This window comes from Endothiovibrio diazotrophicus (assembly GCF_054657215.1).
Genome location: NZ_BAAHXB010000076.1, coordinates 21,300 through 27,538 on the forward strand (window position 1 = coordinate 21,300; position 6,239 = coordinate 27,538).

7 protein-coding genes are annotated in these 6,239 nt (G+C 69.3%); 6 read left to right on the plus strand and 1 reads right to left on the minus strand.

The window, feature by feature from the left end; genetic code table 11:
- Window positions 1-143: 143 nt before the first annotated feature.
- From ACYQ2W_RS17350 to tfpB, 3 genes are all read left to right on the plus strand, one after another.
- Window positions 144-905: an efflux RND transporter periplasmic adaptor subunit gene (locus ACYQ2W_RS17350; RefSeq protein WP_459869822.1), complete on the plus strand. Its 762-nt coding sequence runs from the start codon at window positions 144-146 to the stop codon at window positions 903-905.
- Window positions 902-1,171, plus strand: coding sequence for an acylphosphatase (locus tag ACYQ2W_RS17355; protein ID WP_459869824.1), 270 nt, complete (start codon window positions 902-904; stop codon window positions 1,169-1,171). The genes ACYQ2W_RS17350 and ACYQ2W_RS17355 overlap by 4 nt, the downstream gene beginning before the upstream one ends.
- A gap of 76 nt (window positions 1,172-1,247) precedes the next feature.
- Window positions 1,248-3,041 carry a type IV pilus assembly ATPase TfpB gene (gene tfpB / locus ACYQ2W_RS17360; RefSeq protein ID WP_459869827.1) on the plus strand — a complete coding sequence of 598 codons (1,794 nt, stop codon included), beginning with the start codon at window positions 1,248-1,250 and terminating at the stop codon, window positions 3,039-3,041.
- Window positions 3,042-3,224: 183 nt separating this feature from the next.
- Here the strand turns inward: tfpB and ACYQ2W_RS17365 are convergent, their stop codons facing one another.
- On the minus strand, window positions 3,225-4,946 hold the full coding sequence (locus ACYQ2W_RS17365; protein ID WP_459869830.1) for a SulP family inorganic anion transporter: 1,722 nt from the start codon (window positions 4,944-4,946) through the stop codon (window positions 3,225-3,227).
- A gap of 102 nt (window positions 4,947-5,048) precedes the next feature.
- Between ACYQ2W_RS17365 and ACYQ2W_RS17370 the strand changes: the two genes are divergently transcribed.
- The 3 genes from ACYQ2W_RS17370 to hemG all read left to right on the plus strand — a co-directional run bounded on the left by ACYQ2W_RS17370 (window position 5,049) and on the right by hemG (window position 6,225).
- Entirely contained in the window at window positions 5,049-5,243 is a 195-nt protein-coding gene (locus ACYQ2W_RS17370; RefSeq protein ID WP_459869832.1) for a CopG family transcriptional regulator, read from the plus strand.
- Between the two features lie 63 nt (window positions 5,244-5,306).
- Complete coding sequence (gene gloA, locus ACYQ2W_RS17375; protein WP_459869835.1) at window positions 5,307-5,690, plus strand: lactoylglutathione lyase; 384 nt, start codon at window positions 5,307-5,309, stop codon at window positions 5,688-5,690.
- Between the two features lie 7 nt (window positions 5,691-5,697).
- Window positions 5,698-6,225, plus strand: coding sequence for a menaquinone-dependent protoporphyrinogen IX dehydrogenase (gene hemG, locus ACYQ2W_RS17380; RefSeq protein ID WP_459869838.1), 528 nt, complete (start codon window positions 5,698-5,700; stop codon window positions 6,223-6,225).
- Window positions 6,226-6,239 lie beyond the last annotated feature (14 nt).

The window sequence follows — 6,239 nt, forward strand, 5'->3', positions numbered from 1 at the left end:
CCTTCAATTGAAAGATTCGATGGTCTGGATGTTTCCGCGAAACCCATACGCTTCAAATTTTCTGACCTGTAAATCCTGAAAAATCCTGTAAATCCTGTCCATTTCTTATTCGTTCGTTGGCCCAACACGTAGGACTCGCAATGATGAATAGATACCTGTCCATGGCCGCTGCCGGAATCCTCGGGCTGGTTGCCGCGACCCCCGCCGCCGCCTTCGACGTGGACGGGGCGCTCCAGTGGTCGACCCGGCTGGTCCTCTCCACCACCGTCAGCGGGGTGGTGGTGGAGGCACCGGCGGTGGCCGGCCAGCGGGTGGCCAAGGGGGCGCTGCTGGTACGTCTCGACGCCCGCCCCTTCGAGGCACGCAAGGCCCGCGCCGCGGCGGCGGTGGCCGGCGCCAAGGCGGCGCTCGACGAGGCGCGACGGGAGATGGAGCGGGCCGAGGAGCTCTACGACCGCACCGTCCTCTCCGACCACGAGCTGCAGAAGGCGAAGATCGGCCAGGCAGCCGCCGAGGCGACCTTCGAGTCGGCGCGCGCCGAGCACACCCTGGCGACGGTCGACCTGGAGCGCAGCCGCCTCACCGCCCCCTTCGACGCCTGGGTGCTGGCGCGTCCGGTGGAGGTGGGGGAGACGGTGGTCAGCCGCCTCCAGGCGCGCCCCCTGGTGGTCCTCGCCGAGGCCGACAAGATGGCGGTGCAAGTGGCGGTGGGGGCCGACCGCGCCGCCAACATCGCCCCCGGCATGGCGGTGGTGGTGAAGGTCGACGGCGAGCAGTATGAGGGGTGGGTGCGTACCGTCGCCATGGAGCCGCCGGAGGGCAGTGGCCTCTACCCGGTGGAGGTGGAGTTCACCATCGACCAGCCGCTGCGTGCCGGCCAGCGCGCCACCGTCGGGCTGCCGTGAGCGGCTGCCTGTGCTGCCGGGTGGAGGGGCGGGTCCAGGGGGTCTGGTTCCGCGCCTCGACCCGCGAGCAGGCCGGGCGGCTGGGGCTAACCGGCCACGCCCGCAACCTCCCCGACGGCGCCGTCGAAGTGCTCGCCTGCGGCGACCCGGCGGCGCTCGACCAACTCCATCGATGGCTCCACCACGGCCCGCCCCTGGCGCGCGTCGACCGCCTCGACTGCGCGCCCGCTGACTCTCCCCCTCCCGCCGCCTTCACCACCGGCTGACGACCGCCGCCTTGTGCTCCTTGAATGGGCCCCGTCGGTTTAGAATGCGGACGAAGGCAGCGGAAATGATCGGGGGATGCAGGTGAGTAAAGCGAACGCGGCGCAGCCGGACCACCGGCTGAGCGTCGGTGAGGTGGTGGAGGGGCTGGTGGCCGACGGTCATCTCTCCGCCGAGCAGGTGGCGACGGTGGCGCGGGTGCATGCCGGCGACAAGCTGGAGATCCACCCGCTGATCCTCGTCGCCAACCGCGGCTGGGTCAGCGCCAAGCCGCCCCATCCCGCCATCGACCTGGAGTTCCTCACCGACTGGCTGGGCGCCCATGCCGGCCTGCCGGTGGTCCACGTCGACCCCCTCAAGGTGGACGTCGGCGCGGTCACCACGGTGGTCTCCCAGGCCTACGCCCAGCGCTTCCGCATCCTTCCACTGGAGGTGGATGCCCAGCGGGTGGTGATGGCCACCGCCGAGCCCTTCGTCAGCGGCTGGGTGAAGGAGCTGGCGCAGATCCTGCGCCGCGAGATCCAGCGGGTGGTGATCAACCCCGCCGACCTCAACCGCTACCTCGGCGAGTTCTATGGCATGAGCGCCTCGGTGCGCAAGGCGGCCCGCCACCACGCCGAGCGCCAGGGGCCGGCCGGCCTCTCCGATCTGGAGCAACTGGTCGAGCTGGGGCGCGCCGGCAAGCTCGACGCCAACGACCGCCACGTGGTGAGCATCGTCGACTGGCTGCTGCAGTACGCCTTCGCCCAGCGCGCCAGCGACATCCACCTGGAGCCGCGGCGCGAGCAGTGCGGCATCCGCTTCCGCATCGACGGGGTGATGCACGCGGTCTACCAGCTGCCCGCCTCGATCACCCCGGCGGTGACCAGCCGGCTGAAGATCCTCGGGCGCATGGACGTGGCCGAGAAGCGCCGCCCCCAGGACGGCCGGATCAAGACCAAGAGTCCCGACGGCGCCGAGATCGAGCTCAGGCTCTCGACCATGCCCACCGCCTTCGGCGAGAAGCTGGTGATGCGCATCTTCAACCCCGAGGTGCTGGTCAAGGACTACGGCCAGCTCGGTTTTTCTTCGCGCGAGCAGGCGGGGTGGGAGGCGCTCACCGCCCAGGGCGGCGGCATCGTGCTGGTCACCGGTCCCACCGGCTCGGGCAAGACCACCACCCTCTACTCCACCCTGCGCCAGCTGGCCACCGAGGAGGTCAACGTCTGCACCGTCGAGGACCCGATCGAGAACGTGGTCCCCGACTTCAACCAGATGCAGGTGCAGCACAACATCGGGCTCGACTTCGCCGCCGGCGTGCGCACCCTGATGCGCCAGGACCCGGACATCATCATGGTCGGCGAGATCCGCGACCCGGAGACTGCCGAGATGGCGGTGCAGGCGGCGCTCACCGGCCACCTGGTGCTCTCCACCCTGCACACCAACGACGCCGCCTCGGCGGTCACCCGGCTGTTGGAGATCGGCGTCCCCGCCTACCTGCTCAAGGCGACCCTGCGCGGGGTGCTCGCCCAGCGGCTGGTGCGCCGTCTCTGCCCCCACTGCAAGGCGATCGCACCCCTTGACGAGCAGGCGTGGGCCGACCTGGTGGCGCCGTGGAAGGTCAACCGCCCGGAGCGGATCTATCGGCCGGTGGGGTGCAACGAGTGTCGCCAGACCGGCTTTCTCGGCCGCCTCGGTATCTACGAGTTGCTCATCGTTACCGGCGTGGTCCGCGCGCACATCCGCCCGGACACCGAGCTGGCCGAGCTGCGCCAGGCCGCCTTCGACGACGGGATGCGCCCGCTGCGCCTGGCCGGCGCGCGCAAGGTGGGGGAGGGGCTGACCACCATCGAGGAGGTGCTCAAGGTAGCGCCGGCGATCCGCGAGATTTGACGGCCGCCGCCGGGCGCACGGCTTGGGACGGTTGGCCGGTGCTTTTCGATCACTGCTTCCGTTTGGCGCGGCGGCCGCAGGCCGCCCTATAGGGCGCGCTGTGCGCGCCGTGGTGAACGAAGGCAGCGCGCGAAACGGATGGCAGGCGCCTTCCGGTCACCGCCTCCCTCCGCCGCGCTGGATCTACGGCTGCGTCCCCTTCGTCGTGGATTCGGCATAGGTACTGACCACCGCCGGCGCCTCGTCCTTCACCGGCAGCCCCTCGCCCAGCACCTCGCAGCAGCTGAGCGCCTCGCCCAGCTCGTCGAAGTAGCGCCCATCGCCGATCAGCCGCAGGACCCCCGCCCGCACCAGCTTCGCCTTCACCCGTGGATTGGCCTCGCACAGCACCACGGTGATGCCGCGGCGCTGGATCGACTCGATCACCTCCTCCAGGGTCTGCAATCCGGTGATGTCCATGAACGGCACCCGCTTGAGGCGGATCACCAGCAGCCGCGGGTCGGTGCGGGTGTGGGCCAGGGCCTGCTCGAAGTTCTCCGCCGCGCCGAAGAAGAAGGGGCCGTCGATGGCGTAGACCAGCACCCCCGGCGGCAGTTGGCGCAGCCCCTCGTAGACCAGCTCCGGTTCCAGGTCCTCGTCGGTGAGCAACTGCACCTCCACCGTGGAGGCCATCCGCCGCATGAACTCCAGGGTGGCCAGGATCACCCCGATGTTCACCGCCATCACCAGATCGGTGAACACGGTGAGGGTGAAGGTGATCAGCAGGATCGCCACGTCGGCCCGCGGCGCCCGGCGCACCATGCGCGCGAAGTGGCGCAGCTCGCTCATGTTGTAGGCGACCACGAAGAGGATCGCCGAGAGCGCCGCCAGCGGGATGTTGGCCGCCAGCGGCGCCAGGAACAGCACGATCAGGATCAGCGTCACCGAGTGGGTGATGCCGGCCAGCGGCCCGGTGCCGCCATTGCGGATGTTGGTGGCGGTGCGCGCGATCGCCCCGGTGGCGGCGAAGCCGCCGAACAAGGGCGCTGCGACGTTGGCCAGCCCCTGGCCGATCAGCTCCTGATTGGAGTTGTGCTTGGTGCCGGCCATGCCGTCGGCAACCACCGCCGAGAGCAGCGACTCGATCGCCCCGAGCATGGCGATGGTGAAGGCCGGGCCGATCAGCTCGATCATCCGCCCGACCGACAGTCCCGGCAGGTGGAAGCTGGGCAGGCCGCCGGGGATGCCGCCGAAGGCGCTGCCGATGGTGGCCACCCCGGGGAAGTGGAAGAGCGCCTGGACGGTGGTCGCCGCGACCATCGCCACCAGCGGGCCGGGGATCTTGCGCAGGCCGGGGATGCGCGGGGTGAGCAGCACCAGCAGGAGACTGCCGACGGCCAGCGCGGTGGTCGCCCCGTGGAGTTGCGGCAGCTCCGCGAGCAGCGCGACCAGCTTCTGGTGGAAGTGCTCGCCGTGGACCGCCGGCAGGCCGAAGAAGTCCTTCCACTGGCCGACCCAGATGATCACGCCGATACCCGCGGTAAAGCCGACGATCACCGGATCGGGGATGTACTTGATGATCGAGCCGAGGCGCGCCACGCCGAGCAGGATGAGGATGACGCCCGCCATCAGGGTGGCGATCTGCAAGCCCTCGATGCCGTGGCGGGCGGTGACGTCGGCGAGGATCACGATGAACGCCCCGGTGGGGCCGGCGATCTGCAGCCGGCTACCGCCGAAGGTGGAGACCAGCAGCCCGGCGACGATCGCGGTGTAGAGCCCCTGTTCGGGCTGCGCCCCGGAGGCGATGGCGAAGGCCATCGCCAGCGGCAGCGCGACCACCCCGACGATGACCCCGGAGACGAGGTTGGGCAACCACTGCTGCCGGCGCAGCAGGCCGGCGTTCCAGGCTTCCTTGATGGCGATCATGGCGATGACTCGGGCGGGGGGGAGGGGAGGCTAGGAGGCTGTGTATTATATGGTCCCCCTATGGGGTATCAATTGTAATTTAATTAACATATGATTCGCGTCATGGAGAATCGCACCGCCCGTCTCACCGTGCTCATCGACCCGCGCAAGAAGAAGATCTTCGAAACCATCTGCGCGGAGCACGACCTGACCGCCTCCCAGGTGGTGCGGCGGTTGATCCGCCAGTACATCATCGACAACGCCGGCGAGCGCGAGCTGCCCGAGTGGCTGACCCGTAGCCGTCCCGGCGAGGGGTGAATTCCGACTCCGTCCGTCGGATAATCACCCATCCCCAACTATCCAGATGGACGGAGTCCTCCGATGCGCATTCTCCACACCATGCTCCGGGTCGGCGACCTGGATCGCTCCATCGACTTCTACACCAACGTCCTCGGCATGCGCCTGCTACGCCGCAAGGAGTATCCGGCGGGCGAGTTCACCCTCGCCTTCGTCGGCTACGCCGAGGAGAGCGACGAGGCGGTGATCGAGCTCACCTACAACTGGGGTGTCGACCGCTACGAGCTGGGCGGCGGCTTCGGCCACATCGCCCTGGCGGTGGATGACGTCCACCGTGCCGTCGAGGAGATCCGCGCGCGCGGCGGCAAGGTGACCCGCGATGCGGGGCCGATGAACGCCGGCACCACCATCATCGCCTTCGTCGAAGACCCCGACGGCTATCCGATCGAGCTGATCGGCGGGCGGTGAGGCGACCATGGGCGGGGTGCTGCTGCTCTACTCCACGGTCGACGGCCACACCCTCACCATCTGCCGGCGGCTCGCCGCGGTGATCGAGGCGGGCGGTCAACTGGTGACCCTGCACTCGTTCGACGACGGTGAGCCGCCCGATGCGGCGGGCTTCGCCAAGATCGTGGTCGGTGCGAGCATCCGCTACGGCAAGCATCGGCCCAACGTCGCGCAGTGGGTCGAGGCCAACCGACGGCTGCTCGACGAGCGGCCGAGCGCCTTCTTCTCCGTCTGCCTGGCGGCGCGCAAGCCCAACCGCAACCGGCCCGACACCAACCCCTACCTGAAGAAGTTCCTGCGCCGGACCGCCTGGCACCCCCGCGAGTCGGCGGTGTTCGCCGGGCGGCTCGACTATCCTCGCTGCGGCTTCTTCGACCGTCAGATGATCCGCCTGATCATGTGGCTCACCCACGGCCCGACCGATCCCCGCGGGGTCCACGAGTTCACCGACTGGGCGGCGGTGGAGGCGTTCGGTCGGCGGGTGGCCGAAATGTAGGAGCGGCCCTTAGG